General features: G+C 72.3%; 20 protein-coding genes. 14 read left to right on the top strand and 6 right to left on the bottom strand.

Annotated elements, in window-relative coordinates; all coding sequences use genetic code 11:
* Positions 1-68 precede the first annotated feature (68 nt).
* Positions 69-1,058 carry a selenide, water dikinase SelD gene (gene selD, locus KBX26_RS26940; protein ID WP_210866671.1) on the top strand — a complete coding sequence of 330 codons (990 nt, stop codon included), beginning with the start codon at positions 69-71 and terminating at the stop codon, positions 1,056-1,058.
* 230 nt (positions 1,059-1,288) lie between these two features.
* Positions 1,289-1,768, top strand: coding sequence for a hypothetical protein (locus tag KBX26_RS26935; protein WP_030336763.1), 480 nt, complete (start codon positions 1,289-1,291; stop codon positions 1,766-1,768).
* Between the two features lie 48 nt (positions 1,769-1,816).
* Here KBX26_RS26935 and KBX26_RS26930 read toward each other — a convergent pair whose 3' ends face one another.
* Positions 1,817-2,065, bottom strand: coding sequence for a DUF2277 family protein (locus KBX26_RS26930; RefSeq protein ID WP_030336761.1), 249 nt, complete (start codon positions 2,063-2,065; stop codon positions 1,817-1,819).
* 163 nt (positions 2,066-2,228) lie between these two features.
* Here KBX26_RS26930 and KBX26_RS26925 point away from each other — a divergent pair, with 163 nt between their 5' ends.
* The 6 genes from KBX26_RS26925 (at position 2,229) to fxsT (ending at position 11,411) form a co-directional block, all read left to right on the top strand.
* Complete coding sequence (locus KBX26_RS26925) at positions 2,229-2,417, top strand: hypothetical protein (RefSeq protein WP_030336759.1); 189 nt, start codon at positions 2,229-2,231, stop codon at positions 2,415-2,417.
* A 63-nt stretch (positions 2,418-2,480) separates the two neighbouring features.
* Positions 2,481-4,757, top strand: a complete 2,277-nt coding sequence (locus KBX26_RS26920) for an FxsB family cyclophane-forming radical SAM/SPASM peptide maturase (protein ID WP_307857917.1) — start codon at positions 2,481-2,483, stop codon at positions 4,755-4,757.
* Entirely contained in the window at positions 4,741-5,565 is an 825-nt protein-coding gene (locus KBX26_RS26915) for an aminoglycoside N(3)-acetyltransferase (protein ID WP_245233744.1), read from the top strand. Before KBX26_RS26920 ends, KBX26_RS26915 begins: the two co-directional genes overlap by 17 nt.
* A 52-nt stretch (positions 5,566-5,617) precedes the next feature.
* Positions 5,618-6,277, top strand: a complete 660-nt coding sequence (locus KBX26_RS26910) for a TIR-like protein FxsC (protein ID WP_030336755.1) — start codon at positions 5,618-5,620, stop codon at positions 6,275-6,277.
* Positions 6,274-7,545, top strand: coding sequence for a TIR-like protein FxsC (locus KBX26_RS26905; protein WP_051708808.1), 1,272 nt, complete (start codon positions 6,274-6,276; stop codon positions 7,543-7,545). Before KBX26_RS26910 ends, KBX26_RS26905 begins: the two co-directional genes overlap by 4 nt.
* Positions 7,542-11,411, top strand: a complete 3,870-nt coding sequence (fxsT, locus tag KBX26_RS26900; RefSeq protein WP_030336751.1) for an FxSxx-COOH system tetratricopeptide repeat protein — start codon at positions 7,542-7,544, stop codon at positions 11,409-11,411. The genes KBX26_RS26905 and fxsT overlap by 4 nt, the downstream gene beginning before the upstream one ends.
* Positions 11,412-11,462: 51 nt before the next feature.
* Here the strand turns inward: fxsT and KBX26_RS26895 are convergent, their stop codons facing one another.
* Positions 11,463-12,371 carry an alpha/beta fold hydrolase gene (locus KBX26_RS26895; protein WP_030336749.1) on the bottom strand — a complete coding sequence of 303 codons (909 nt, stop codon included), beginning with the start codon at positions 12,369-12,371 and terminating at the stop codon, positions 11,463-11,465.
* 220 nt (positions 12,372-12,591) lie between these two features.
* Between KBX26_RS26895 and miaB the strand changes: the two genes are divergently transcribed.
* Positions 12,592-14,085, top strand: coding sequence for a tRNA (N6-isopentenyl adenosine(37)-C2)-methylthiotransferase MiaB (miaB, locus tag KBX26_RS26890; protein ID WP_030336748.1), 1,494 nt, complete (start codon positions 12,592-12,594; stop codon positions 14,083-14,085).
* A 39-nt stretch (positions 14,086-14,124) separates the two neighbouring features.
* Here the strand turns inward: miaB and KBX26_RS26885 are convergent, their stop codons facing one another.
* The 3 genes from KBX26_RS26885 to KBX26_RS26875 form a co-directional block, all read right to left on the bottom strand.
* Positions 14,125-15,486, bottom strand: a complete 1,362-nt coding sequence (locus tag KBX26_RS26885) for a cellulose binding domain-containing protein (protein WP_030336745.1) — start codon at positions 15,484-15,486, stop codon at positions 14,125-14,127.
* Between the two features lie 237 nt (positions 15,487-15,723).
* Positions 15,724-17,322, bottom strand: coding sequence for a cellulase family glycosylhydrolase (locus KBX26_RS26880; protein WP_210866670.1), 1,599 nt, complete (start codon positions 17,320-17,322; stop codon positions 15,724-15,726).
* Positions 17,323-17,812: 490 nt separating this feature from the next.
* Positions 17,813-19,021, bottom strand: coding sequence for a DUF349 domain-containing protein (locus KBX26_RS26875; protein ID WP_210866669.1), 1,209 nt, complete (start codon positions 19,019-19,021; stop codon positions 17,813-17,815).
* 150 nt (positions 19,022-19,171) lie between these two features.
* Between KBX26_RS26875 and KBX26_RS26870 the strand changes: the two genes are divergently transcribed.
* From KBX26_RS26870 to dapF, 3 genes are read left to right on the top strand one after another with little or no spacing between them, the layout of a single operon-like run.
* Positions 19,172-19,939 carry a class III extradiol dioxygenase subunit B-like domain-containing protein gene (locus KBX26_RS26870; protein WP_247681099.1) on the top strand — a complete coding sequence of 256 codons (768 nt, stop codon included), beginning with the start codon at positions 19,172-19,174 and terminating at the stop codon, positions 19,937-19,939.
* Complete coding sequence (gene miaA / locus KBX26_RS26865) at positions 19,822-20,850, top strand: tRNA (adenosine(37)-N6)-dimethylallyltransferase MiaA (protein WP_210866680.1); 1,029 nt, start codon at positions 19,822-19,824, stop codon at positions 20,848-20,850. Before KBX26_RS26870 ends, miaA begins: the two co-directional genes overlap by 118 nt.
* Positions 20,851-20,857: 7 nt before the next feature.
* The gene (dapF, locus tag KBX26_RS26860; protein ID WP_210861499.1) at positions 20,858-21,703 is read left to right on the top strand and encodes a diaminopimelate epimerase; all 846 of its coding nucleotides are present in this window, start codon (positions 20,858-20,860) and stop codon (positions 21,701-21,703) included.
* Positions 21,704-21,829: 126 nt separating this feature from the next.
* Here dapF and KBX26_RS26855 read toward each other — a convergent pair whose 3' ends face one another.
* Complete coding sequence (locus KBX26_RS26855) at positions 21,830-23,296, bottom strand: NAD-dependent malic enzyme (RefSeq protein ID WP_030337368.1); 1,467 nt, start codon at positions 23,294-23,296, stop codon at positions 21,830-21,832.
* Between the two features lie 183 nt (positions 23,297-23,479).
* On the opposite strand from KBX26_RS26855, the gene hflX reads away from it, so the two are divergent.
* Together hflX and KBX26_RS26845 are read left to right on the top strand one after the other, a co-directional pair.
* Complete coding sequence (gene hflX, locus KBX26_RS26850; RefSeq protein ID WP_210866667.1) at positions 23,480-24,934, top strand: GTPase HflX; 1,455 nt, start codon at positions 23,480-23,482, stop codon at positions 24,932-24,934.
* A 50-nt stretch (positions 24,935-24,984) separates the two neighbouring features.
* Positions 24,985-26,688 (top strand): hypothetical protein, encoded by a 1,704-nt coding sequence (locus KBX26_RS26845; protein ID WP_210866666.1) that lies wholly within the window; start codon positions 24,985-24,987, stop codon positions 26,686-26,688.
* Positions 26,689-26,724: the final 36 nt, after the last annotated feature.

The raw sequence follows: 26,724 nt of genomic DNA, 5'->3' as shown, positions 1-26,724 counted from the left end.
GTCCGATTTTGGTCACCGGCTGGGTGGTGCCGGTGGCGATCGTGGCGCCTTGTCGAGATCATGGGGGGATGACCGAACCCGTACGGTTGACCACGTACGCCCGCGGCGGTGGCTGCGCCTGCAAGATTCCCCCGGGTGAGCTGGAGATCATGGTGGCCGGTCTCGGTCCGGCGACCGGCACCGCCGAGTTGCTGGTCGGGTTGGACCACGGCGACGACGCGGCGGTGGTGCGCCTGGATGAGCGGACCGGCCTCGTCAGCACCGCCGACTTCTTCACCCCGGTGGTCGACGACGCGTACGACTGGGGTCGCATCGCCGGGGCCAACGCGCTCTCCGACGTGTACGCGATGGGCGGCACCCCGCTGGTCGCGCTCAACCTGCTCTGCTGGCCGCGTGACGTGCTTCCGTTGGAGTTGGCCCGTGAGGTGCTGCGCGGCGGCCAGGACGTGGCGCGGGAGGCCGGCTGTCACCTGGCCGGCGGGCACAGCGTGGACGACGACGGCCCAAAGTACGGTCTCGCGGTCACCGGCACGGTCCGGCCGGAGGAGCTGATCACCCTCGACGCCGGGCGGGCCGGGGTGCCGTTGTCGCTGACCAAGCCGCTCGGGGTGGGTGTGCTGAACACCCGGCACAAGGCGACCGGGGAGAGCTTCCCGGAGGCGGTGGCCACGATGGCCGCGCTCAACCGGGACGCGGCCCGCGCGGCGGTCGCCGCCGGTATCCGCTGCGGCACCGACGTGACCGGGTTCGGGCTGCTCGGGCACGCCTCGAAGCTGGCCCGGGCCAGCCGGCTCACGGTGGCCATCGACACCGCCCGGGTGCCCTATCTGGCCGGTGCGCGCGAGGCGCTGCGCGACGGGTTCGTCAGCGGCGGCAGCCGGCGGAACCTGGACTGGGTGACCCCGTGGACCGACTTCGGTGCGGCGGACGAGGCGGAGCGGCTGCTGCTGGCCGACGCGCAGACCTCGGGTGGCCTGCTGGTCGCCGGTGAGGTGCCCGGCGCTCCCGTGGTGGGTGAGCTGCTGCCCCGGGGGGAGCACCTGGTCGTGCTGCGCTGACCGGGGTGCTGTTGCCCGGCGGGGGACACGCGGCGGCGGTGGTACGGATGGCGCACCATACCCGATAAACTGTCACCTTCCCGCTACTCCGAGCAATGCCGCTCAGGGAAATTTTGCCCGGAATGGTCACAGACCGGTAACTTGCCCCCGGCTGGGGTCAAATGCCCCCCACCATCGTGAGTAAGGCCCGATCCGGAGGCCGGTGGGGACGAACGCAGCGAGGAGGCGGAATGACCGAGCTGTGGAACTGGAGAATCGACGGGGCTCAGCCCGTGGAGGTCTACCCGGCGCTGGCCGAGGCGCTTGGCCGGGTGGTGATGCCGTTGGCGGTGGCCGACCCGGCGCGGTTGCCGACGTACGCGGTGGTGTGTGACGTCTGGCAGGCGCCGGGCGAGTTCGCGACGGTGGTGGACTGCTACGGGGTGCCCGAGCAGCTCTCCGAGCACGCGGGCATCGCCGCGCTGGCCCGACTGCTGGGCCGCAACTGCCTGTTGCGCGACGACACGCTCGACGCGGGCCGGCACCTGCTCGTCGCCCCGGACGGCACGGTCCGTCCGGTGCACTTCGACGTGCGGGACACCGACGACGGTGAGGTGCTCAGCAAGATGCGGCTCTGCTCGCTGGGTGACCCGGGATGCCGGGGCTGGTCGCAGTGTCACCGTTCGCGCTGGGCGCCGGACACCGTCGCCCCGGCACTCGCCGCGGCCTGACCCTGCCCAGGGTCAGGCCCGGCCGGGTGCCGTGCCGGTGGGCGGCGATCAGTTGGCGGCGGGGGCCGACCGGTCGGTGACGCCCGCTCCGGCGCCCCGCACCACGAGTTGGTCGAGCAGGGTGCGCGTCGCCCCGGCCACGGCGGCCACCGCGGCGTCGAACGCGGCGGCGTTGTGCGCGGCGGGCGCCCGGAAGCCAGAGATCTTCCGGACGTACTGCAACGCCGCCGCCTCGACATCCGCGTCGGTCACCTGCGGGGTGAACGGTTCACGCAGCGTCTTGATGCTCCGGCACATGTGAGCTCCTCCTTCGTCCACCGTGATCTGCCACTCGCCGTGCCGGCGGTGGTACCGACGGTGACACTGGGTCGATATTTGTCTATCCTGGTCACGGACCAGAGCCGTTCGAGCCACAGCCGCCGCTCGCGCTCCCAGCGCCCCGGGCCCCCGGAGACTCATTGTGGACCATGCCCCCGCCCGCCCCACCCGTCCCGACCTAGACGATCTCACCCGTAGCCTGCACACCCCGCTGGAACGGATCACTGTCGAGCACGCCGATCTGGTTGAGGCGGTGCGCAGGCGCGTCGTCACGACCGGCTCCGTGCCGTCCGGTGTCGTCGCCGTCGCCGCCTTCAACTCGTCCATCTGAGTGATGGTCTGCCGGTGCGGTCCACCCGGAGTGGGCGGATCATGCCGGCGGATCAGCCAGTTCGTGCTGAAGGTGCACAGCCGGTGTGACCTCAGCTGCGACCACTGCTACATCTACCAGCACGCCGACCAGACCTGGCGTGGCCGCCCGGCGCGAATGCCGCCGGCCACGGTCCGCCGAGCCGCGCGGCGCATCGCCGAGCACGCCCGCGAGCACGGGGTGCCGGTCGTGCACGTGGTGCTCCACGGGGGTGAGCCGCTGCTGTTGGGCGCCGCCGGGTTGCGGGAGGTGCTGGCCGAGCTGCGCGCGGCCATCACCCCCTGGGCCCGGCTGGACCTGCGCCTGCAGACCAACGGGGTGCTGCTCGACGAGGAGCTGTGCCGGCTCTTCGTCGAGTACGACGTGCGGGTCGGGGTGTCCTTCGACGGTGACCGTGCCGCCAACGACCGGCACCGGGTCTTCGCCCACGGTGGCAGCAGCCACGACCAGGTCCGGCGGGCACTGGCCCTGCTCCGGCGGCCGGAACACCGCGCCAGCTACGCCGGCATCCTCTGCACCGTCGACGTCCGCAACGATCCCGACCGGGTGTACGAGGCGCTGCTGGCCGAGCGCCCGCCCCGTGTCGACCTGCTGCTGCCACACGCCACCTGGGACCACCCCCCGCTTCGCCCCGGGCCCGACCCCACCCCGTACGCGCGGTGGCTGGGGCGGATCCACCGACGGTGGGTGGACGACGGGCGGCCGGTGTCGATCCGCATGTTCGAGGCGCTGCGCCCGGGCGGCGGAGGCACCGAGGCGTTCGGTCTCGCGCCGGCCGACGTGCTGGTCATCGAGACGGACGGCGCCTGGGAGCAGGTCGACTCGCTGAAGACCGCATACCACGGCGCGGCCGGCACCGGGCTCGACGTGTTCGACCACCCGGTGGACGAGGTCGTGCGGCACCCCGGGGTCGCGGTCCGGCAGGACGGCGTGGACGGGCTCTGCGCGACCTGCCGTGCCTGCCCGGTGGTCGACAGGTGCGGCGGCGGCCTGTACGCCCACCGCTGGCGCACCGGCTCCGGCTTCGACAACCCCTCGGTGTACTGCCCCGACCTGCTCGGCCTGATCGACGCGGTGGACGCCTACCCGCCGCCCACCCCGCCCGCGTCGGGCGAATGGTCCGCCACCGCGCCCGTCGACGAGTTGCTCGACGACCTGGCCACCGGGCACGGGTCGACGTCGACGCTCGCGCTGCTCGCCGCCACCCAGCTCTCCATCACCCGGGCGCTGTTGGCGGCCTGCCGGGACCGGTTTGGCAGCACTGCCGCCTGGGACCTGCTCGTCCACCTCGACCAGGCGGCCCCGGACGCCGTCCAGGCGGTCCTGGCACACCCCTTCGTCCGGCCCGCGCTGGTGCACCGCCTCGACCCGGCGGCCCTGCCGGGCCTCGGCGCGGCACTCGACCCACTGCCGGCCCTCGCCGTCGCCGCGGCCCTGCGGGCGGGCGTGCCGGCCACGGTGCGCGTCCCGCTGCGGGCCGGCGCGATCACGGTGCCCACGCTCGGTGACCTGGTGCTACCCGGCCCGGGGGAGAGCGCCGAGGTGACCGTCGGGCCCGGCGAGTTCCGGGCCCGGATCGGGTCGGTCGAGCGGACGGTGTCCCTCGATCCGCTGGCGCCGCCGTCGACCGGTTGGCTGCCGACCCGCGACGTGCCGGTGCCCGGCGGCCGGTTGCTCATCGAGGACGGCGACCCGTACCGCGACTGCTACGGCCAGCCGGTGGAACCCCGCCTGGAGGCTCCGGCCGCGCGGGCGTTGGGCCGTACCCTGACCGACGCCTGGCGGGTCGTGCAGCGGGACGTGCCGGCGCACGCGGCGGCGCTCGACGGCGGCCTGCGTGCCGTCGTTCCGTTGGCCCCCGACCCGGCGCGACCACTGCGCAGCGCGACCGCCCGGCACGCGTTCGGCGCGGTCGCCGTCACCCCGCATCCCGACCCGGAGACGCTGGCGGTGCTGCTCGTGCACGAGTGGCAGCACGCGAAGCTGGGCGCGGTGCTCGACCTGTACGACCTTGTCGAACCCGGCCAGGGCACCCGGATCCGGGTGCCCTGGCGCCCTGACCCGCGACCACCTGAGGGCGTCCTGCAGGGCGTGTACGCCCACCTCGCCGTCACCCAGGTCTGGCGGTCCCGGGCGGACACCGACGATCCGGACGCGTCGGCGCAGGCGGCCCACTTCCGGGCGTGGACCCGGGACGGCGTCGAGGCGCTGCTGGCCAGCCGGTCGCTCACGGCGGCGGGCGAGCGGTTCGTCGGCCAGCTGCGCCACGCGCTGGAGGAGACCCGTGTCGGGTCCGGATGAGCAGCCACCGCCCCGCCTGGGCCGCTCCCGCCTCGCCGACGACCTGCGGGCGCTGGGCGTACGCCCGGGGGTGTGCCTGCTGGTGCACTGTGGCCTGCGGCGGGTGGGCCCGCTGGAGCACGGCCCCGCGACCCTCGCCGGCGCGCTGCGCGACGTCCTCGGCCCGGCCGGGACCCTGCTGGTGCCCACCCAGACCGACGGCAACTCGACCACCTCCCGCGCCCACCTGGCGGCCACCGCCGGCATGGACCGGGCGCAGCGCGAGCGGTACGAGGCGGCGCTGCCGGGCTGGGACCGGCGCAGCACCCCCTCGCAACGGATGGGTGTGCTCGCCGAGTACGTCCGGTGCACCCCCGGAGCGGTGCGCAGCGACCATCCGCAGACCTCGTTCGCCGCGCTCGGTCCCCGGGCCCGGCAGCTCACCGACGGTCATGACCTCACCTGCCACCTGGGGGAACGCTCACCGGTTGGCGGCCTCTACGCGGCGGACGGGCAGATCCTGCTGCTCGGCCTCGGCTACGAGGCGTGCAGTGCCCTGCACCTGGCCGAGTACCGGCTGCCGGTGCCGCCGCCCGAGCGCGACTACCACTGTTTCCGGCTCGTCGACGGGCGGCGGGTCCGCCTCGACTTCCGGGCGCTCGACCTGGACGACCGGGACTTCCCGAAGGTGGGTGCCGCGCTCGACGAGACGCCGTTGGTGCGCCACGGTCGGGTGGGGCGGGCCGACGCCCGTCTGCTGCCGGCGCGGGCCGCTGTCGACTTCGCGACTGCCTGGTTCGCCGCGAACCGGTTGGCGGCGCGGCGTTGACGCGGGGACTACGCTGATGTTCCGGCCGCGTGGGGAGGGCGGAGGGGCAGCGGTGAGCACAGTGGACGCACCCTCCGGAGCGCGCGCCCCGCTCTTCTTCATCAGCTATTCGCGGGCGCCGGTCGGCCGGGCCACCGGCAAACCCGCCGAATACGTCTCCCGTTTCTTCGAAGACCTCTCCGTCCACGTCAGCGAGCTGGTCGGCCCGGTGACCGGAGTGGACGCCGGCTTCCTGGACACCTCCATCGCCGGTGGCGAACGTTGGAGCCCGGAGCTGCTCCAGGCCGCCGGCACCTGCCAGGTCTTCGTTCCGCTGGTGTCCAGCGCGCTGCTCGGCAGCGAGTGGTGCGGCCGGGAGTGGGACGCGTTCTCCCGCCGGCGGATCACCCCGCGACACAGCTCCGCGTCGGTGCACGAGACGGCGATCGTGCCGGTCACCTGGTCGCCGACCAACGGCACGGCACTGCCTCGGGTGCTCCGCGACATCCAGCGCTTCTCCCCGACCGCGATGCCGGATCCCGACATCGCGGTGCACTACCAGCGGGACGGGGTCTATGGCTTGCTGACCATGCAGTGGGAGAACGCGTACCGGGCGGTGGTCTGGCGGCTCGCGCAGCGGATCGTCGCCATCCACCGGTCCTACCTGGTCGAACCCTGGGTGCCGGCGAGCGTGGACGAGCTGTGCAACCGGTTCGCCGAGGAGCCGTCGTGAGCCCGCCGACGGACCGGCGTCGGTCGGGGGCGCGCGGGACGTACTTCTTCCTGAGCTACGCCCACTCGGCGCCCCCGCCGGGCGCCCGGGCCGACGCCGACGTCTGGGTCGGCCAGTTCTTCGCCGATCTGACCGACGAGGTGCGGCGTCAGGCGCGACCGGTCGCCGGGATGCGGATCGGCTTCTTCGACCAGCACATCCCGTTGGGCGCCGACTGGAAGGCCGCGCTCGCCGACGCGCTCGGTGACGCCGAGGTCTTCGTCCCGCTCTACTCACCCGGCTACTTCAGCCGTCCCTGGGCACTGGGGGAGCAGGAGTCCTTCCGGGCCCGGCTGGCCGCCGCCGGCCCGGCCCGGCTCACCGCCGGGCACCTCACCCCGGTGCTGTGGATCCCGTTCCCCCCGTGGGAGGCCCACCCGGAGCTGGACGGCGCCCTCGACCTGGGCCGCGACGTCCCGGAGTACGCCGCCGACGGCCTGCGCGCGTTCTGCATGCTGGCCTCCTACCGGACCCAGTACGAGCTGCTGCTGAGCCGGCTGGCGAGCCGGATCGTGCACACCGCCGAGCGGCGACCGATGGGCCCGTCCCGAGCGCCCGGCCTGGACGAGGTGGTCCGCCCGGCGCCGACCGACCCGGACTTCGTCGTCGCCGTCCTGGCCCCGACCCGGGACCGGCTGCCGACCGATCGCGACCCCGCCGGCTACGCCGCCAGCGGCCGGCTCTGGCGGCCGTACGGGCGCAGCCAGCAGCTGCCCGCCGCCGAGTACGCGGCCAGCACCGCCGAGCGGCTCGGGCTGTCGGCCCGGACGGAGGACTTCGCGCAGGCCTCGGCGCTGCTCGATCGGCGGCCCGCGGTGCTGCTCGTCGACCCGTGGATCGCGGCGGCCCCGGACGCGGCCAAGGTCCTCGCCCGGATGGTGCGCGGCCTGCGCGAGTGGGTCGTTCCGCTGGTGGTCACCGACGACGACGACACGCAGGACGCCACCCACTGGGCCACCGAGGTGACCCAGCTCCTGCAGGACGCCGGTCTGCCCCAGGTGAAGCGCGCGTGCAGCATGCCGGAGTTCGTCGACCTGATGCCGGCGTTGGTCACCGAGGCGCGCCGGCAGTTCCTCAAGCACGGCCCGGTCGTCCCCTTCGAACCACCGCCGGAGCCGGTGCCGCGTCTGCGTGACGGCCTGCCCGCGGCCGGCTCGATCGTGTCGACCGACTCCGCGTCCCCGCCTGATGATCCGGCCCCACCGCGTCCCCACGGAGAAGACCGATGAACAACGATCGCGAAGGCCAGGTCGTCACCTTCTACTCGTTCAAGGGTGGAACGGGCCGGACGATGGCGCTGGCCAACGTCGCCTGGATCCTGGCGGCCAGCGGCCGGCGGGTGCTCGTCGCCGACTGGGACCTCGAGTCGCCGGGTCTGCACCGCTTCTTCCACCCGTTCCTCGACGCCGAGGCGATCCAGGGCACCAGCGGCGTGATCGACATGATCCGCGACTACGAGTGGGAGACCACCCGGGTCAACGACCGGCCGGACCGCTGGATGGAGCAGTACGCCCGGGTGGGGCGGCACGCCTTCTCGCTGCGGTGGACCTTCCCCGACGGTGGTGGCCTCGACTTCCTCTCCGCCGGCCGGCAGAACAGCGACTACGCCGTGTCAGTGAGCGGCCTGGACTGGGACAACTTCTACAACCGGCTGGGCGGGGCGCAGTTCTTCGAGGCGCTGCGGGCGGACATGAAACGCCAGTACGACTTCACCCTGATCGACAGTCGGACGGGGTTGAGCGACGTCGCCGACATCTGCACCCTGCACCTGCCGGACACCCTTGTCGACTGCTTCACCCTCAGCGACCAGGGCATCGACGGCGCGGCCCGGGTGGCGCACTCGGTCCGGGACCGGTACCGGCGGCGCGACATCCGGGTGCTGCCGGTGCCGATGCGGGTCGACCAGGCGGAGAAGGAGCGGGCCGAGGCGGGTCGCCTGCTGGCCATGCGCCGCTTCGCCGGCCTGCCGGCGGGCATGACCGAGGCGGAACGGCGGCGCTACTGGGCCGCGGTGGAGGTCCCGTACCGACCGTTCTACGCGTACGAGGAGACCCTCGCCACGTTCGGCGATCCGCCGGGCTCACCGACGTCGCTGCTGGCCGCGTTCGAGACGTTGACGGGGATCCTCACCGACGGGGCGGTGACCGCGCTGCCGGTGATGGACGAGTCGGTGCGGGAGCGGGGCAAGGCCCGGTTCCGCCGCCGCACCGAGGCGATCGACGACCAGATCGTGCTCCGGTACGCGCCGGAGGACGCCATCTGGGCCGAGTGGCTGGAGCGGGTGCTCAGCTCGGCGGGGCTGCGGGTGGTGGAGCCCACCGCCGCCGTCGGGTCCGCCGGTACGCCGGCCCCGCGCACGCTGACGGTGGTCTCGCCGGCCTACGTGGCGACGCCGTCGGGCGGTCTGCCCGACCGCGACACGAGCACCGGCTCCACGGCCCTGGCCGTCTACGTCGCTGACCTGCGCCCGCTGGCGGAGTTCCCGTCGCAGAGCTCCACCAACCTGGTCAACGTGAGCGCCGCGACCGCCGTGGAGCGGGTGTTGCGGCTGGTCGGCCGGCCGGTGCCGTCGTCGGCGGACGGGCCGGCCGGTGGGGCGACCCGTTTCCCCGGCACCGAGCCGTTGATCTTCAACGCGCCCAACCGGAACGCCCGGTTCACCGGCCGGGAGGACGACCTGGCGCGGCTGCGCGCGCAGTTGCAGAGCGGGGGCAGCGCGGTGGTGCTGCCGGTCGCCCTGCAGGGCATGGGCGGCGTCGGAAAGACGCAGGTGGCCCTGGAGTACGTGCACCGGTTCAAGGCCGCGTACGACGTGGTGTGGTGGATCGTGGCGGACCCGCCGCAGTTCGTCGACAGCGCTCTCGCCGACCTCGCCGGTCGCCTCGGCATCCTCGTCGGCCCCACCCTGCCCGACACGGTCCGGTCGGTGCTGCAGGTGCTCGGCCGTGGTGAGCCGTACGAGCGGTGGCTCGTCGTGCTGGACAACGCCGAGGAGCTCGACCAGATCGAGCCCTTCCTGCCGCAGGGCCCCGGGCACGTCCTGCTGACCTCCCGCAACCGCGCCTGGGGTGACCGGGCGAACCCGATCCAGGTGGACGTCTTCGACCGCACCGAGAGCGTGGCGCACCTCGCCCAGCGGGTGCCCACGATCAGCGCCGAGGAGGCCGACCGGGTGGCCGAGGCGCTCGGTGACCTGCCGATCGCGGTGGCCGCGGCGGGCGCCTGGCTGGCCGACACCGGCACGTCGGTCGGTGACTACCTGCGGCAGATCGAGCGGCACGGCCCCAGCGCCCTCTCCGTGGAGGCAACCTGGGACCTGTCACTGAACCGGCTGCTCGAACAGGCGCCCGCCGCGTACCGGCTGTTGCAGCTCTGTTCGGTGCTGGCCCCGGAGATCGCCCTCGAACTCATCTACAGCGACGAGATGGCGGCGGCCCTGGTCCCGTTCGACCCGTCGGTGTCGGAGCGGCTCGTGCGCGGCGCCCTGGTCCAGCAGATCAACCGCCTGGCGCTGCTCAAACTCGACGTCCAGGGCGGTCGCGTCCAGGTGCACCGGCTGTTGCAGGCGGTGGTCCGCGACCGGATGACCGAGGACGAGATCACCGCCGCCCGACACCAGGTGCACCTGGTGCTGGCCGCGTCCCGGCCCCGGGGCGACGTGGACGACCCGACCACCTGGGCCCGGTTGCGCATGCTCTGGCCGCACCTGGAGGTCTCCGAGGCGTTGACCTGCCCCGACGAGTCGGTGTGCCAACTGCTGATCGACCGGGTCCGTTACCTGTGGCAGCGCGGCGGCCTGAACCAGGCCGACGGGTTCAGCCAGGAGGTGGACGACACCTGGAGCGCCCGGCTCGGCGACACGCGCGACGAGGTCGAGGCGTCGGCGCTGCACCGACAGTTGCTGCACCTGCGGTTCAACCGGGCGAACATCCTGCGCAGCCTGGGCCGGTTCAACGAGGCCCGGGACCTGGACGAGGCGGTACTGGCCGAGCAGCGTCGGCTGCTGGGCCCGCTGCACCCGCACAGCCTGATGACGGCCGGCAGCCTCGGTGGTGACCTGCGGGCGCTCGGCCGCTACGCCGAGGCCCTGGAACGGGACCGGTCCACCTACGCGTCGTGGTTGCAGGTGTTCGGCGAGGACCATCCCCGGACGTTGAGCGCGGCCAACAACCTCGCCGTCTCGTACCGGCTGGTCGGTGACTACCGGTCGGCCCGCCGGTGGGACGACGAGGTGCACCAGCGGCGGCGGCTGGTGCTCGGCCCCACCCATCCGTACACCCTCGTCTCCGCCCTGCGGTTGGGCAGTGACCTGCGGGAAGCCGGCGAGTACGAAAGGTCGGCCACGCTGCTGCGCACGGTGTACGACACGTACTGCGAGGTGCTCGGCCCGGATGACGGCCAGAGTCTCGCCGCCCAGGTCAACCTGGCGGTGTCGATGCGCAGCTCCGGTCGGGGCAGCGAGGCGGCACCGATGTTCGAGACGGCCTACCGCGAACTCGACGAACGCTTCGGTCCGGACAATCCGGACACGGTGGCGTGCCGGTCGAGTCGCGCGGCGAACCTGTTGGCGGTGGGTGACGCGGCTCGGGCGCTGGCCGAGATGAACGCCGTGCGCGTGGCGTTCGAGGAGCAGCTCCGGCTCGGCCCGGAGCACCCGCACGTGCTGGCGACGGTGAGCAACATCTCCGCGGCGGAGCGTGCGCTGGGTCGCAGGTCGGACGCGCTCGCCTCGGCGGCCCGGGCGGTCGGCGAGTTGCGCAAGGTGCTCGGCCCGGACCATCCGCACACCCTCGCGGCGGAGGTCAACCAGGCGGTGTGCCTCGCCGAGGAGGGTGACTGGGAGTCGGCGCGGGACCGGTTGCGGGAGGCCGCCGGCCGGCTGGCCACGGTGATCGGTGCGGACCACCCGGACACGCTGCGCTGCCTCGGCGATCTCGCCCTGGTGGCGCGGCGGGCCGGGGACGGCCCGGCCACCGAGGACGTCGGCGTGGTGGCGGACCGGCTGGCCGAGGTGATCGGTGTGGAGCACCCCACCGTGCGGACCCTGCGCGAACGGCGGTTCGTGGTCCGGGTGATCGACCCGCACACCATCTGATCGGGTCGTTCGGCGGGCGGGTCCGATGTCCGGGCCCGCCCGGCCGGGCGTTCAGAGGTGCGGGCTGGTCGCGAGGTCCGGCGTGGCCAGCCAGGCCAGGGTCTGCGGGAGGATTTCCACGGCCCCGAAGTGCGCGGCGCCGGGCTGCACCTGCACCTCGGCGCGTGGGATCCGCGAGGCGAGCCAGTGGGAGTGCTCCACCGGGGAGAAGCGGTCCTGCTCGCCGTGCCAGAGACGGACCTCCGCACGGATGGCGCCCAGGTCGAACCCCCAGCCGCGCCGGATCGCCAGGACGTCGTCGATCCATCCCTCCGGGCCGTGGCGCAGCGCCTCGGAGTACATGTCGGTCAGCAGTCGGCGGATCGCCACGTCGTCGACGACCCGGATGTCCTCGTCGGGCAGTTGGGGGCGGAGGAAGTCCAGTAGCGTCATCGGGTCCCGGCGGGCCTCGTCCGCGCGAACCTTCAGGTTGAGCGTCAGCTCGGCCAGGTCCTCGTCGGCCTGCCCGTAGTCCTCGATGTTCGATTCCGCCATGCCCGCGTACCAGTCGAGGTCGGGTGCGCCGGCCGGGGCGAGCCCCACCAGCACGGCGGCCCTGGTGACCCGGTCCGGCAGCAGCGCGGCGCAGGCCAGGGCGTGTGGTCCGCCACCGGATCGGCCCACCACGGCGAACCGGTCGATGCCGAGGTCGTCGGCGATCGCCGCCACGTCGGCGGCGGCGTCGGCCACCCGTCGACCCTCGTGCCGGTCGGAGTCGCCGTACCCGGGGCGGTCGTAGCAGACGAGGTGCACGCCGAGGCGGTAGACGACGATGCCGCGGGGTCGGGGGCCGCTGCGGCTGCCGGGGGTGCCGTGCAGCAGGAAGACCGCCGGCCCGTCCGGTGCGCCCGAGGTCTCCACCGCGAGGTGCCGGCCGTCCGGGGTCGTGACGGTGCGCTGTGTCGCCTCTTGTCGCGTCACGGTTGGCCTCCCGCGGGTCGTCATGTGCTCCCCCGTGAACGGAGCCGCGCATCGTCGGCGCCGAGTGCAAAGCCCCCGAAATCGCCCAGAACACATCCTTGTTGTGCAGCGTACTGCCCGTCGTGGATGCCCGCTATGGGCCGGCGGGTCAATGCCGGTGGGTTGGGGCACCCGAAGGGGCCGCTACCCTGGTAGCCCGAGGGGAAGGGGCACCAAGAGGGTGGCTAGGACCTACAACGTCGTGACGTACGGCTGCCAGATGAACGTGCACGATTCCGAACGGATCTCCGGCCTGCTGGAACAGGCCGGTTACGTGCGCGCCGTGCCGACCGACGACACCCCGGACATCGTCGTCTTCAACACCTGCGCCGTCCGGGAGAACGCGGACAACCGGCTCTACGGCAACCTCGGTCGGCTCCGCCCGGTGAAGGACAAGCACCCCGGGATGCAGATCGCTGTCGGCGGCTGCCTGGCCCAGAAGGACCGCGGCGACATCGTCCGCAAGGCGCCCTGGGTGGACGTGGTCTTCGGCACCCACAACATCGGCGCGCTGCCGGTGCTGCTGGAGCGGGCCCGGCACAACGCCGCCGCCGAGGTGGAGATCCTCGAGTCCCTCGACGTCTTCCCGTCCACGCTGCCCACCCGCCGCGAGTCCACCTACGCCGGCTGGGTGTCGATCTCGGTGGGCTGCAACAACACCTGCACGTTCTGCATCGTGCCCGCGCTGCGCGGCAAGGAGAAGGACCGGCGCCCCGGCGACATTCTCTCGGAGGTGCGCGCCCTGGTCGACGAGGGCGTGCTGGAGGTGACCCTGCTCGGGCAGAACGTCAACTCCTACGGTGTCGAGTTCGGCGACCGGTACGCGTTCGGCAAACTGCTGCGGGCCTGCGGCGACATCGACGGCCTGGAGCGGGTCCGGTTCACGAGCCCGCACCCGAAGGACTTCACCGACGACGTGATCGCCGCGATGGCCGAGACGCCGAACGTCTGCCACTCGCTGCACATGCCGTTGCAGTCCGGCTCCGACGACGTGCTCAAGGCGATGCGTCGGTCCTACCGCTCCGAGCGCTACCTGGGGATCATCGAGAAGGTCCGGGCGGCGATGCCGGACGCGGCGATCACCACCGACATCATCGTCGGCTTCCCCGGTGAGACCGAGGCCGACTTCCAGCGCACCCTGGACGTGGTCCGCGAGGCACGGTTCTCCTCGGCCTTCACCTTCCAGTACTCGAAGCGGCCCGGCACCCCCGCCGCGACAATGGACGACCAGCTGCCCAAGCAGGTCGTGCAGGAGCGCTACGAGCGGCTGGTCGCCTGCGTCGAGGAGATCACCTGGGCGGAGAACAAGCGCCTCGTCGGGGAGACCGTCGAGGTGCTGGTGGCCGTCGGCGAGGGCCGCAAGGACGAGCGGACCGGCCGGATGTCCGGTCGGGCCCGCGACGGTCGGCTCGTGCACTTCGCCACCGGGACGCCCGGCGGGGAGTCCCTCGCCGGTCAGATCCGGCCGGGCGACATCGTGCACACCACGATCACGTACGCCGCGCCGCATCACCTGAACGCCGACGGCGCGCCGGTGGCGCACCGGCGTACCCGGGCCGGCGACGCGGCCGAGGCGGGTCGCTCCCCGCGTACCCCCGGCGTGCTGCTCGGTCTGCCGACGATCGGCGCACCGCCGGTCGCGCCTGCCCCCGCCGCCGGCTGCGCCACCCACTGACCGCACGGAAGGGCCCCTCGCCGAGGGGCCCTTCCCCGGTCAGACGGTGATCTTGCCGGCGCCGGCGCCCGCCGTCACGATGGACTTGACGTTGCTCGCGGTGTCCAGCTGGTACGAGTACGGGATGCTGGCCACGCTGCCGCCGGCCTGGCCGGTGGGCGAGTTGACGAAGTGGTTGTTGCGGGCGACCAGGCTGCCGGGCCCCGAGTCGCCCTCACCGAGGTGGTACGGGTCGTCGACGTTCTCGAAGTAGTTGCCCTCGACGAGCACGCCGGCGTTCTCGGTGGAGGCCACGCCGTAGCCGCCGTTGGCCCGGTAGTAGTTGTTGTACACGTGCACCGGGTTGCCGAAGCGCACCCGGGGGTTGCGCTGGTTGCTGCCGTCGAACCAGTTGTGGTGGTAGCTGACCCGCAGGTGACCGACGTCCTGGCCGGCGTTGTCGTCGCTGTGGCCGAGCAGCATGGTCTTGTCGTGGCTGAAGACCCGGTTCCACGAGACGGTGACGAAGTCCGAGCCGCGCTTGATGTCGACGGCGCCGTCGTAGCCGTTGCTGAAGCTGTTGTGGTCGATCCAGATGTTGGTGGCCGACTCCTGCACGTTGATCGCGTCGTCGTTCCAGTTGCGGAAGGTCAGGTTGCGGATGATCACGTTGCGGTCACCGCTGATGTTGAACCCGCAGCCGACGATCGTCGCCCCGTAGTTGCCGAGGATGGTCTTGTTGGACCGGACCCGCAGCATGCCGGAGCAGGTGATGGTCCCGGTCACCCGGATCACCGCGGCGCCGGTGGCGTTCAGCGCGCTGGTCAGGCCCGACGCGTTGCTGACGGTGGTGGTGCCGGCGTTGCCGCCGCCGGTGGTGCCGCCGTTCTGGGTGGCCCAGCCGACCAGTGCCGACGGCTGCTGGCCGGGCGGGGGAGTGCTCGATGGTGGCGGGGTGCTCGGCGGTGGGGTGCTGGGCGGCGGCGTGGTCGGTGTGGTGCTGCCGGTGCAGGCGACGTTGTTCACTGTGAAGCTGCTCGGCGCGGGGTTGCTGGAGTTGTTCCAGCTGGCGTTGAAGCCGAACGTGGCGCTGCCGTTGGTCGCCAGGTTGCCGTTGTAGTCGACGTTGGTCGCGGAGACCTGGCTGCCGCTCTGCGTGGCGGTGGCGCCCCACGCCTGGCTGACCTGCTGACCGGCCCCGTACGACCAGCGCAGCGTCCACCCGGAGATCGGGTCGCCGAGGTTGGTGACAGTGACGTTTCCGGTGAATCCGCCCGGCCACTGGCTGGCGACCGAGTACGCCACCTGGCAGCCGGCGGCCGCCTGGGCGGACACGGAGGTCAGCAGCCCGGCGGTGACGAGGGCGGCGGTCGCTGCGGCCGTGGTGGCGATCAGCGTTGTTCGACGGCGTGCTGTGCGCATGCTGCTTCCTTTCGGTGAGGCGGACGGAGGTGTCGCGACGCCCATGCCCGTGGGCGGCGAGTCTCGGCCGGGACCAGTGGTCCTCGGGCCCGCCAGTGCAGGTTCGTGAAGGAAAGCGGCTCCCGCGCTCGCGCCCACCGACGAAGAGGCAAGCGCTTTCCCGATAAAAGCATAGGCGAACCTCGATGTAAATGGCCGGGACGGCCGATGCGGTGCGCACCGGCCGTCCCGGGTGGTTCAGCAGCTGGTGCCGTTGAGTTTCACGGTGCCCGGCGCGCTGGCCGTGCCGTTGGCGGTGAAGCCCACGGTGACCGACCCGCCCGCCGGCAGCGACGGGGCGTGACTCGGGGCGGCGGCGGTGACCGTCGTGCCGGACTGCGTGACTGTGGCGTTCCAGCCACTGCCCAACGTCACCCCGGACGGCCAACTCCAGGTGACCGACCAGGGGTTCACCGCGCCCGAGCCGGTGTTCTTCACCGTCAACTCACCCTGGAAGCCGCCCTGCCAGGCGTTCACCTGCCGGTACGTGGCCGTGCAGGCGCCGGTCGGCGGGTCCGTCGGCCCACCCGTCGGGCCACCGGTCGGCCCACCCGTCGGCCCGCCCGTGCCACCCGACGGCGCGATCAGGTACGGCTGCAGAATCGCCTGCTTGGCGGTGTTGATATTGGTCCAGTCGTCCAACGCGATGCCGCCGGTGTCACCCGAGTTGGGGTTCCACGACCAGTAGGTGAAGGACATCCCGGTCACCCCGGTCCCGGTGTACGCCATCAACTTCTCCAGCCACACCTTGTCCTTCGGGTCGACAAGGGTGCTGCCGAACTCGCCCATCATGATCGGCGCGATGTTCTGCTTGTAGAGGTAACCGAAGTACTTGTCCCAGATGGCCGGCATGTTCGCCGGGTAGTCCGGGGCGTCGAACCAGGTCTGCCGGTACACCGAGGTCGCGTACTCGTGCGGCGAGTAGACCAGCCGGTTCGCCACGTTCAGCCGTACCGGGAACTGCCCCGCCTTCGACAGGTTGCCGCCCCACCAGCCGCAGTCCTCGTCATTGCTCGGGTCGTTGTCCCAGACGTTGGAGAGGCCACCGCTGGGGCAGCTCACCCCCTCGACGAAGATCAACCAGTTGGGCTGGACGCCGAGGATGGCGTTTCCGGCCCGCTCGGCGGCGAGCCGCCAGTCCCGGGTGGTGTCACCGCAGCCCCAGCACGCGCCGGTGGCCGCCGGGTTGGTGCCCTCCGCGTGCGGCTCGTTGTGCAGGTCGGCGCCGATCACCGTCGGGTTGCCCGCGTACCGCTGGGCGAGCATCTTCCAGTCGTTGATCCAGGTCGCCTCGGAGACCGTCGAGGTGTACCAGAGCGGCGACTGCCCGGCCGCCGTCGGCCGGTGCCGGTCCAGGATGATCCGCATGCCCTTGCTGCCGGCGTAGTCGATCACCTTGTCCAGGATCTGCAACGGCGACAGCCCGATCAGGTCCGGGTTGACGAAGTCGTTGATCCCACTGGCCGTCGCGCCCGCCTTCAGCGCGTCGTTCGAGTACGGCACCCGCAGCGTGTTGTAACCCAGCCGGGCCATCGTGTCGAGCTGCCCCTTCCACGGGTTGTTCGACCACAACCCGTGGAAGGTCTTGTTGTCGGTCTCCATGCCGAACCAGTTGATGCCGGTCAACCGGACCGTGGCACCGGTGCTGTCCACGATCTGGTTGCCGCTGGTGTGCAGATAACCGGTACCGGTGCCAGCGGCAACGGCCGGACTGGTGCTGGCGGCGGCGATGAACACGCCGGCCGCGACGGTGACGAGCGCGGTGAGCGCGCCGCCGAGAGCTTTGGGACGGAACATTCGAGCTCCACTTCGGAGGTCCGGCGCCGTCCAGTGACGACGCCGGCGGGCGGCCGTGCGCACGTCACGGTCCCTCAGGGGTACGCGGACAGTGCGCGACGGCCCATGTCACGCGGACGTGTCACTCGCGCAGGCTCACCGGCGACCCTCGACGGCGGTTGCTCCGCCTTCGTCGCCCTCGTGCCGGTGGCCCTACCTGACTCCGTCGCTCATTCTGATCAGCCCAGGTCAATGCGTCAACCTGCGCCCCCGCCCACCCCGCCCTGCCCCGCCCCGCCCCCGCCGTCCCGGCGCCGCCCACCCGTCTCCGCGGTCCCGCCTTCCGGCAAGATCCGCGCAACATCAGGGATGTTGCTGTCTGTCGGTCGCCGGAGGCAGCAACATCCCTGAACTTGCGCGGATCTTGGCCCCCGGCGGCGCGGTCGGGTGTGGGTTGGACACGCGAGAGCCCCCGGTCCCACGAGGGGCCGGGGGCTCCGGACTCGTCAGCTCAGCCGGCCTGCTCGGCGAGTTGCAGGAACTGCCGCTTGGAGACGAGGGCCTGCTCAGCCTCCTTGATCCGGCGTGCGTCCCCGGCGCTCTGCGCCCGGGCCAGCCGGTCCTCGGCCTCCGCCACCTGCGCCCGCATCTGGGCGAGCAGCGGGTTGTCCTCCTTGGTGGTGCGACGCCACGCCGAGTCCATCACGTCACGGACCTTGTCGTCGATGGCGCGCAGACGCCGCTCCAGCCCGGCGGCCGCCTCGCGGGGCACCCGACCGGCCTCGTGCCACTGGGCCTGGATCTCCCGCAGCTTGGCCTGGGCGCCCTTCGGGTCGGCGTCGATGTCCAACGCCTCGGCCTCGGCGAGCAGGGCCTGCTTGCGCTCCAGGTTGCCGCGCTGCTCGTTGTCGCGGGCAGAGAAGACCTCGCTGCGCCGGCTGAAGAAGGCGTCCTGGGCACCCCGGAACCGTTCCCAGAGCTTCTGCTCGGCCTCCTTGGAGGCGCGCGGAGCGGCCTTCCACTGGGTCATCAGGTCCTTGAGCTGGTTTGCCGTGGCGGCCCAGTCGGTGGAGTCCTGAAGCTTCTCCGCTTCGGCGACCAGCTCCTCCTTGACGGTCTGCGCCTGCTTGCGCTGCGAGTCCAGGGAGGCGAAGTGGGCGCCACGGCGGCGGGTGAAGCCGTCCCGGGCGGCGGCGAACCGCTTCCACAGCTCACCGTCGGCCTTCTTGTCGACCCCACGGATGGTCTTCCACTCGTCGAGGATCTCCTTGAGCCGGTCCCCGGCGGTCTTCCACCCGGTGGACTCGGCGGCCAGCTTCTCGGCCTCCTCGACCAGGGCGGTCTTGCGGGCCAGGGCCTCGACGCGCGCGGCGTCCCGGGCGGCGCGCGCCTCGCCGGCCTTCTCCTCGGCGAACGTCGCCAGCTTGTCCAGGCGTGCGGCGAGCGCGTCGATGTCGCCGACCACGTTGGCCTCGGGCAGCGTGGCGCGGATCCGCCGGATCGTGCTCAACGAGTGCCCGGCATCAGCCGCACCCGACTTGAGCCGTGCCTCGGTCAGGTCCACCTCGGTGACCAGATCGGCGAAGCGGCGCGCGAAGTGTGCCAGACCTTCCTCCGGCGCACCCGCCTGCCAGGATCCGACCACCCGCTCGCCCTCGGTGGTCTTGACGTACACGGTGCCGTCCGCGTCCACCCGTCCGAAGGCAGTCCAGTCGCTCATGTGCCCATCCTCGTTCTCCCGGCGTCGAGGGAACGAACCCCCGTCGCCGCCACGGCGCAGCCAAGTTACTTCCGGCATTGTCACAGGTCTCACCCGGTCCGCGTCGAGCGCCTATCGCCGACCGTGACCATACGGTGTCCTAGGGGCCGAATGACCGGATCGGCGCGGAGACGCACCGGGGATTCCCGCTACGGTGACAGGGTGCCACTGGTCGCCGCCGCCGTCTGCCCGCATCCGCCCCTGCTCGTGCCCGAGGTGGCCGGGTCAGCGGCCCCCGAGCTGGACGATCTGCGGGCGGCCTGTGACACCGCCGTACGCCGGCTGTTGGCCACCGACCCGGACATCGTGGTGCTGCTGGGCACCGGCCCGGTGACCGGCCCGATCCGCACCCCGGCGACCGGGTCCCTCCAGCCCTGGGGCGTCGACCTGGACGTGCCGCTGGTGCCCGGCCAGCCCGACCGGGGCGCGGTGCTGCCGTTGAGCCTGACCATCGGCGCGTGGCTGCTGAGTCGCCACAACCCTCGGGTCCCGGTGACCGCCGTGCAGGTGGCCACCGACGCCGGCCCGGCCGAGCTGGCCGCGCTCGCCGAGCAGGTCGACACCGCGGGTGACCGGGTGGCGGCGCTGGTGCTGGGGGACGGGTCGGCCTGCCGGGGAGAGAAGGCACCCGGGTACGACGACGCGCGTGCCCTCCCGTACGACCAGGGGGTTGCCGCGGCGCTGGCCGCCGCGGACCTGGACGCCCTGCTCGACCTCGACCCGGTGGTGTCGGCGGAGCTGAAGGCCGCCGGTCGCGCCCCCTGGCAGGTGCTGGCCGGCGCGGCCCGCGCGGCCGGCTCACCGTGGCGCGGCGAGTTGCTGCACGACTCCGTCCCCTACGGTGTGGCCTACTTCGTGGCGTCCTGGGAGCGGGCGTGACCAGCGGCACGGTCGTCGCGGTGGTCGGCCCGACGGCGGCCGGCAAGTCGGCGCTGAGCATCGCGTTGGCGCACGCCCTGGACGGGGAGGTGGTCAACGCCGACTCGATGCAGCTCTACCGGGGCATGGACATCGGCACCGCCAAGCTGACAGTCGCCGAGCGGGACGGTGTGCCGCATCACCTGCTGGACATCTGGGAGGTCACCGAGCCGGCGAGCGTCGCGGAGTACCAGCGGCTGGCGCGCGCGGCGGTGGACGACATCCTGTCCCGGGGGCGGGTGCCGCTGCTCGTCGGTGGCTCCGGGCTGTACGTGCGGGCGGTGCTGGAGCGCTTCGAGTTCCCGGGCACCGACGCGGCGTTGCGGGAGCGGCTGGAACGGGAGTTGGCAGAGGTCGGCCCGGCCCCGCTGTACGCGCGGCTGCGCGCCGCCGACCCGGCCGCCGCCGAGAGCATCCTGCCGGGTAACGGGCGTCGGATCGTGCGGGCCCTGGAGGTGATCGAGTTGACCGGCGCGCCGTTCGCCGCGTCGTTGCCGCAGCCCACGCCGTACTACCCGTCGGTGCAGCTCGGCGTCGACCTGGACACCGGGCTGCTCGACGAGCGGATCGCGCTGCGGGTGGACCGGATGTGGGCCGACGGCCTGGTGTCCGAGACCCGTGAGCTGGTCAGGCACGGGCTGCCCGAGGGTCGCACGGCGAGTCGGGCGCTCGGCTACCAGCAGGTGCTGCGCATGCTGGCCGGCGAGTTGACCGAGGCGCAGGCGCACGACGAGACGGTCCGGGCCACCCGGCGCTTCGTCCGCCGGCAGCGGTCCTGGTTCCGGCGCGACCCGCGGATCCACTGGCTGGACTCGACGACCCCGGACCTGATCGGGGCCGCCCTGCGCCTGGTGCCGGCCGTTGCGCGATGATGGGGGAGTGGAGTTCACCAAGGGCCACGGCACCGGCAACGACTTCGTCCTCCTCCCCGACCCGGACGGTCAGCTCGACCTGACCCCGGAGCTGGTCGCGGCGCTCTGCGACCGGCGGCGGGGCATCGGCGCGGACGGCGTACTACGGGTGGTCCGCGCGGCCAAGCATCCGGACGGCGCAGGTCAGGCCGGCGAAGCCGAGTGGTTCATGGACTACTGGAACGCCGACGGCTCGTTCGCCGAGATGTGCGGCAACGGCGCCCGGGTCTTCGTGCGCTACCTGCTCGACACCGGGCTGGCCACGCCCGCCGGCGCGGCGCTGCCGGTGGCCACCCGGGCCGGCGTCGTGCGCGCGCTCGTCGAGGGTGACGCCGTCTCCGTCGAGATGCGCCGACCCCGGGTGTACGACGAGTCGGCCGCCACCCTCGGCGGGCTGACCCTGACCGGCGCGGTGGTGGACGTCGGCAACCCGCACCTGGTCTGCGTCCTGCCGGCCGGCGTGGAGCTGTCGGCGCTGGACCTCACCAGGGCCCCCGGGTACGACCCGGCGGTCTTCCCGAGCGGGGTGAACGTGGAGTTCATCGTGGCGGGCGACCCGGTCGACGGCACCGACGGGCACACGCTGATGCGGGTGTACGAGCGCGGCAGCGCCGAGACCCTGTCCTGCGGCACGGGTGCCTGCGCGGTGGGCGCGGTGGCCCTGCGCGACCTCGGCCGGGACACCGGAGTGGTAGCTGTCGACGTGCCCGGCGGCCGCCTCACGGTGACCGTCACCGAGAACTCGTGCTGGCTCTCCGGCCCGGCCGTGCTGGTAGCCACCGGCGACATCAACCCCACCGCCCTGCACCCCTGACGCCAGCACGCCTCACCTGACGCCGGCCCTGCCCCACCGTTGTTGATCAAGAGGTTTGCGTCGGATTTCGCGTCGTTCCTGACGCAAATCTCTTGATCAACAACGTGGGTGGGGGTGGGTGCGGGGTTAGGGGGTGGCGCTGGCGTTGGCGGCGATCTCGGGGAGGTCGGCGGGGCCGGGGTCGGCGGCGGGGAGTGGGCTGGGGTTGTGCGCGGCGGCGCGGACGGCGGCGGCGACCGCCGGGGCGACCCTGGAGTCGAAGACGCTCGGCACGATCACCGTCGGGTTGATCTTGTCTTCGCCGACCACGTCCGCGATGGCCTGGGCCGCCGCGATGGCCATCTCCTCGGTGAACTCCTCGGCGTGCGCGTCCAGCATGCCGCGGAACACCCCGGGGAACGCGAGCACGTTGTTGATCTGGTTCGGCTGGTCCGAGCGGCCGGTGGCGACCACTGCGGCGTGCTTGCGCGCCTCCCGGGGGTCGACCTCCGGGTCCGGGTTCGCGAGGGCGAAGACGATCGAGTCCTTCGCCATCTGGGCGATGTCGTCGCCGGTGAGCAGGTTCGGCGCGCTGACCCCGATGAACACGTCGGCACCCCGGATCGCGCCGGGCAGGTCGCCGGAGTAGTTCTCCTTGTTGGTGTTCTCCGCCAGCCACTGCCACGCCGAGTTGAGCCCGGTCAGCCCACGGTGCAGGGCGCCCTCCCGGTCGTACGCGATGATGTCGCCGACGCCCTGGCGCAGCAGCAGCTTCATGATCGCGGTGCCGGCCGCGCCGGCCCCGGAGACGACCACCCGGACGTCCTGGAGCTGCTTGCCCACCACCCGCAGCGCGTTGGTGAGCGCGGCCAGCACGCAGATCGCGGTGCCGTGCTGGTCGTCGTGGAAGACCGGGATGTCCAGCGCCTCGCGCAGCCGGGCCTCGATCTCGAAGCAGCGCGGCGCGGCGATGTCCTCCAGGTTGATACCGCCGTACGCCGGCGCGATCGCCTTGACGATCTGCACGATCTCGTCGGTGTCCTGGGTGTCCAGCACCACCGGCCAGGCGTCCACCCCGCCGAAGCGCTTGAACAGCGCCGCCTTGCCCTCCATCACCGGCAGCGACGCGGCCGGGCCGAGGTTGCCCAGGCCGAGCACCGCCGAGCCGTCGCTGACCACCGCGACGGTGTTGCGCTTGATGGTCAGTCGCCGGGCGTCGGCCGGGTTCTCGGCGATCGCCATGCAGACCCGGGCCACCCCCGGCGTGTACGCGCGGGACAGCTCGTCGCGGTTGCGCAGCGCGACCTTCGAGGTCACCTCGATCTTGCCGCCCAGGTGCAGCAGGAACGTCCGGTCCGACACCTTGCGCACGTCCACGCCGTCCAGCGCGGTCAGCGCGTCGACCACCTGGTCGGCGTGACCGGCGTCGGCGGTGTCGCAGGTCAGGTCGACGATCACGTTGGTCGGGTCCGAGTCCACCACGTCCAGCGCCGTGACGATCGCCCCGGCCTCGCCGACGGAGGTGGTGAGCCGGCCGATCGAGGACGCGTCCGCGGTCACGGCGATCCGGATGGTGATCGAAAATCCGGCGCTGGGCAGTCGGGTGATGGCCACGGGATCCCTCCGTAACGGCTGTGCGGCCGATCGGCCGCCGCCCGCATTTCTACCGGGTTGTCGGTGCCGACCAGCATTCGCCCCCACTTTTGGCGACCTTCACCATGGGCATATAGCAGGTGCGTTCGGCGTTGTGTCATGTCAGGATTACGTTCTACTTATCAAAACGGACAGGAGAACCGCTTGCGAGACCAGGAGAGCTTTGTCCCCGTCGAGGACGAGCTCGACGACGTCACCACCGGCGAGATGGAGCTGTCGGAGCGGCAGTCCCTCCGACGCGTCCCGGGCCTGTCAACCGAGCTCACCGACGTCACCGAGGTGGAATACCGCCAGCTGCGGTTGGAGCGGGTCGTCCTGGTGGGCGTCTGGACCGAAGGCACAGTCACCGACGCGGAGAATTCCCTGACCGAGCTGGCCGCGCTGGCCGAGACCGCCGGTTCGCAGGTGCTCGAAGGGCTCATCCAGCGGCGGACCCGACCCGACCCGGCCACGTACATCGGCCGCGGCAAGGTCGACGACCTGGGCGCTGTGGTGCTCTCCACCGGCGCCGACACCGTCATCTGTGACGGTGAGTTGTCCCCGTCGCAGCTGCGCAACCTGGAGCAGCGCACCAAGGTCAAGGTTGTCGACCGGACGGCGCTGATTCTGGACATCTTCGCCCAGCACGCCAAGAGCAAGGAAGGTAAGGCGCAGGTCGAGCTGGCCCAGCTCGAATACCTGCTGCCCCGACTTCGCGGTTGGGGTGAGACGCTCTCCCGCCAGACCGGTGGTTCCGGCCGGGGCGGCGGCGCCGGCGGCGGTGTGGGTGTTCGTGGTCCCGGTGAGACCAAGCTGGAGACCGACCGGCGGCGCATCCGTCACCGCATCTCCCGGCTGCGTCGCGAGATCAAGAGCATGAAGACGGTACGCGTGACCAAGCGCGCCCGGCGTTCCCGCAACGCCGTTCCCGCGGTCGCCATCGCCGGCTACACCAACGCCGGCAAGTCCAGCCTGCTCAACCGCCTGACCGGCGCGGGCGTCCTGGTGGAGAACGCGCTGTTCGCCACGCTGGACCCGACGACCCGAAAGGCCACCGCCTCGGACGGTCGGCTCTACACCCTCTCCGACACTGTCGGCTTCGTCCGGCACCTGCCGCACCAGATCGTCGAGGCGTTCCGCTCGACGCTGGAGGAGGTCGCGGAGGCGGATCTGGTGGTGCACGTCGTCGACGGCACCCACCCGGATCCGGAGGAGCAGGTCCGGGCGGTGCACGAGGTGCTCGCCGAGGTGGGCGCGGACCGGCTGCCCGAGCTGTTGGTGGTCAACAAGACCGACGCCGCCGACGAGGACACGCTGCTGCGGCTCAAGCGGCTGTGGCCGGACGCGATCTTCATTTCCGCGTACTCCGGTCGGGGCATGGACGAGCTGCGCGCGGCGATCGAGGAGCGGCTGCCGAGCCCGGCCGTGGAGGTCCGGGCCGTGCTGCCGTACGACCGGGGTGACCTGGTGGCTCGGGCGCACCGCACGGGCGAGGTGCTCAGCACTGCGCACCTGCCGGAGGGCACCCTGCTGCATGTGCGTGTCGGCGCGGAGTTGGCGGCGGAGCTGGCGGCGTTCGACGTGGAACGGCAGGAGCAGGTGGCCGGCAGCCGGTCCTGACCGGCCACGGCGTCATCCACTGGAAACGCGCGGCATGCGACACTGGCCGAATGCGCCGCGTTGTTTCCTCGGTCACGGTTGCCCTCGGCCTGCTCGGGGCAACCGTGGCGCTTGCCGGAGTCGCCGCGGCGGCTCCCGCCCCCGGGGCGTCCGGGCCGCCCGCCGCCAATCCTGGCCAGAAGCGATGCACGATCACCGACGAGCGCCTTCGGGAGCTGTCCGGGCTGGTCGCCACCAAGACCGGCTTCATCGTCATCAACGACGGCACCGAGGTCGCGGCACGCAAGCGGATCTTCTTCCTCGACAGCAAGTGCAAGATCGCGAAGGAGCCGATCCGCTACTCGGGGCAGGGTCCGTCGGACACCGAGGATCTCGCCCTGTCCAAGGACGGCAAGACCCTCTGGATCGCCGACACCGGTGACAATCCCGACTCGAAGGAGCGCCGCAGCCGCATCGCGCTCTGGTCGATGCCGGTCGCGGGTTCCAGGCTGCCGACGCTGCACCGGCTCTCCTACCCCGAGTCGAAGCCGCACGACGCCGAGGCGCTGCTCATCGGCGACGACGGAAAGCCGCTGATCATCACCAAGGTGACCAGCGGCAAGGCCGAGATCTACACGCCGTCGGCGGCCCTGAAGAGCGGGGACACCGACCCGGTGCCGCTGCAGAAGGCCGGCGAGTTCACGCTGCCGAAGACCCAGACGGAAAACCCCCTCAACACGTTCGGCCGGATCGCCATCACCGGCGCGTCCCGGACCGTTGACGGTTCTCGGGTGGTCCTGCGCACCTACGCGGACGCCTTCGAATTCGACGTGACCGATGGTGACATCGTTGCCGCGCTCACCACCGGCAAGCCGCGGGTGACGCCGCTGGCCGACCCGTTCGGTGAGGCCATCAGCTACACCTCGGACGGGAAGTCGTTCCTCACCGTCTCCGATGCGGCCCGGTTCACCGAGGACGAGCCGCTCGACATCCTCAGCTACACCCCGTCCACCTCCACCGCGGTGCCACTGGCCCCTGAGGAAGGTGGCAAGCCGGCCGCCTCGAAGTCCTGGACGGACGGGCTGAGCCTCGACGACATCACGTACATGGTCGGCGCGGTCGGGCTGATCGGCCTGCTGTTGGTCGCCGCCGGCATCTTCGGCATCGTTCGCGCGCGGCGTCGTCCGCCGACCGCCGACCCGTCCGACACCTCGGATCCCGATGACGACCCGTTCGGCCCGCGTGGCGGCCGTGCTGACGACGACCGCAGGGGCGGTGTCTACGGTGGCGGCGCGCCGGCCGGCGGCGCGGTCTACGGCGGGGGCGCGGGTCGCGGCGGCCCGGCCTCGGCCGGTGGCGCCGTGTACGGCGGTGGCCCTCGGCCGGCCCCGGCCGATGGTGGCTACGGTGCGCCAGCACCGGGTGGCGCCGGCGTGTACGGCGGCGGACGTCCCCCGGCCGGTGGCGGCGGTCGGCCCCCTGTCAGTGGTGGCGCTCGCCCACCGGTTGGTGGCGGTCGGCCTCCGGCTGGCGGTGGTCGCCCGCACGGTGGCGGTGGTCGCCCACAGGGCGCGGGCGGTGGTCGTCCCGGCGGTGGCGTGTACGGCGGCGGCGACGGCGGTCAACCCGGTCGCGCGGAGCCGCCCCGACGCGGTGGGCAGGAGCCCGACTACCGGGGTCAGCGGCCCGCTCGCCGACGCGACGACGACGCGCCCAACGACCCGTACCGGCAGTATCCCGGTGGCGGTCGCGGTCACCGGGGCGACCGCTACTGATCAGCGTTGAGGCGCTCACCCGCCCGTGACGAGCGG

Origin of the sequence: Micromonospora sp. C97 (assembly GCF_018070385.1) — a bacterium.
Taxonomy (GTDB): Bacteria; Actinomycetota; Actinomycetes; order Mycobacteriales; family Micromonosporaceae; genus Micromonospora; species Micromonospora parva.
The sequence above is the reverse complement of the archived record's forward strand: the minus strand, read 5'-3'. Positions and strand labels throughout refer to the sequence as shown.